Annotated in this window: 2 protein-coding genes and 1 pseudogene; 1 reads left to right on the top strand and 2 read right to left on the bottom strand. The window is 69.5% G+C overall.

All coding sequences use genetic code 11. The features are described from left to right. Positions 1–276: pseudogene (locus tag ACE3UY_RS03455) on the top strand (hypothetical protein); the annotation flags it as partial. On the opposite strand, the gene ACE3UY_RS03450 reads toward ACE3UY_RS03455, so the two are convergent. Both ACE3UY_RS03450 and ACE3UY_RS03445 read right to left on the bottom strand, forming a co-directional pair. Next, positions 271–942 (bottom strand): methyltransferase domain-containing protein, encoded by a 672-nt coding sequence (locus ACE3UY_RS03450; protein WP_374686155.1) that lies wholly within the window; start codon positions 940–942, stop codon positions 271–273. The pseudogene ACE3UY_RS03455 and the gene ACE3UY_RS03450 overlap by 6 nt on opposite strands. After that, positions 939–1719 (bottom strand): class I SAM-dependent methyltransferase (locus ACE3UY_RS03445; RefSeq protein ID WP_374686154.1); only part of this gene is annotated, 781 nt, incomplete at its 5' end. The genes ACE3UY_RS03445 and ACE3UY_RS03450, both read right to left, overlap by 4 nt.

Raw genomic sequence — 1719 nt, 5'->3', positions numbered from 1 at the left:
CTGGAGAGCGCCAGCGGCCGGCCCGTGCCTGTCAGCGTCCGGCGCGGCATCACCCGCTGGGCCGAACACGGCGTCGAGGGGCGGCTGCAAGGGGTGGTCGTCCTGCGCGTCGGCGACGCGGCCATCCTGGAGACGCTGCGCACCAACCCCAAGACCCGCGACTACATCGCCGAAACGTTGGGCGAGCTGGCCGTGGTCGTTCGCAACGGCGAGTGGGAGGCGTTCCGGCAGGCGGTGGCGCAGTTGGGGTTGTTGCTCGATGTGGAGGGTTTATAGTTGACAGTTGATAGTTGTCAGTGATTGCTGACAACTATCAACTGTCAACTTCAGCACGAGCAACTCCTCGTCGCCGCGCCGTTCTGGGATGGAGTCTGGGGGTGTCTCCCGCTCCAGGAGGGTGAAGCCGCGCGCCGCGAAAAGGGAGATGAGCGCGCCGGGCTCGACGGGGTAGGGCGGGCCGCCGGGACGCGCGCCGGTGGGCCAGAGGAGCGCCAGGTAGACCCCGCCCGGCCGGAGCAGCCCGGTCACCACGTCCACATACGCCGCCCGCCGCGCCGGGTCGATGGCGCAGACGCAGGTGTACTCCAACACGTAGTCGAACAACCCGATCAGGAACGGCGGCAGGTCGAACAGGTCGGCTTGCAGAATGATGAGCGGCGCGACCGGGTCTTGCAGCGCGCGCATAGCCCGCGCCGCGCCGGAGGCGAAGTCGGCCGCCGTCACCTGGAAGCCGTGGCGGGCGAAGAGGCGGGCGTCGTGCCCCGTGCCCGCGCCGGGGACGAACAGCCGGCCTGGCGGGTAGCGCCCACTGGCGATCAGCCGCTCAAAGACGGGCGTCGGCCCGCCCAAATCCCACGGCAGCCGGCCGGCGCGGTAGTTGCTTTCCCAGAAGCCTGGATCGCTTGCTCCCCGGCTCCCCCGCCCCCCTGTTCCCCCGCTCACTCCTCGCTCGCCACTCCCAAAATGAGCAACCGGTCGCTTTCCTCATCGAACGGCGCGCCGTCGTAGTCGCCGGCGAGGGCGATCAGCCGGAAGCCGGTCAGCGCCAGCAATAGATCGTACTGGTGGGGGTAGAGGTAGTGATAGCGCAGCCTGGCCTTCGCGCGCCCCGCGTCGCCGGTTGACTCGTAGACCCACGTCACGTCAACAGCCTGTTCCACCGGCGCCGACTCGTAGGCGGTGAACTGGCGGATGGTCTCGCCGGTCGTCTCGTCGCGCAGCTCGTCCTCCAGCACGAAGTCGGGGTCGTCGGCCACCACCGAGAGGAGGAGCGGGTTGTCCACGTCGATGAACAGCCGGCCGCCGGGGCGCAGCAGCGGGCGCACGCGCCGCAGCGCCGTCCCCGCGCCCACCTCGTTCAGGTGCATGAAGGTGTTGTAGCCGAAAAAGGCCAGGGTGAACGGCGCGGCGTCCGGCAAGGCCAGCGTCCGTACGTCCCCCTCGACCAATCGGACGCGGGCGCGCACGTCGGCCGGCTCTCCGGCCAGGCGCACACGGGCCCGCGCCAGCATCTCCGGCGAGCTATCCACGCCGGTGACGTGGAAGCCGGCGCGGGCCAGCGGGGACAGCAGCCGGCCACTGCCGCAGCCCAATTCCAGTAGCGGCCCCTCCGTTTCGCGCGCCAGCGCCAGCAGATAGGGGATGTCGTCCGTCAGGCGGTTGTGGCTGAGGTCGTAGTAGCGGGCGATATGGTCGTACATCTGGAAAAATCTGCCTAAT

The organism is Promineifilum sp. (SeqCode) (assembly GCF_041918635.1).
In the GTDB taxonomy this organism is placed as follows: Bacteria; Chloroflexota; Anaerolineae; order Promineifilales; family Promineifilaceae; genus Promineifilum.
Note: the sequence above shows the minus strand (reverse complement) of the source record. Positions and strands in the feature narration are given on the sequence as shown.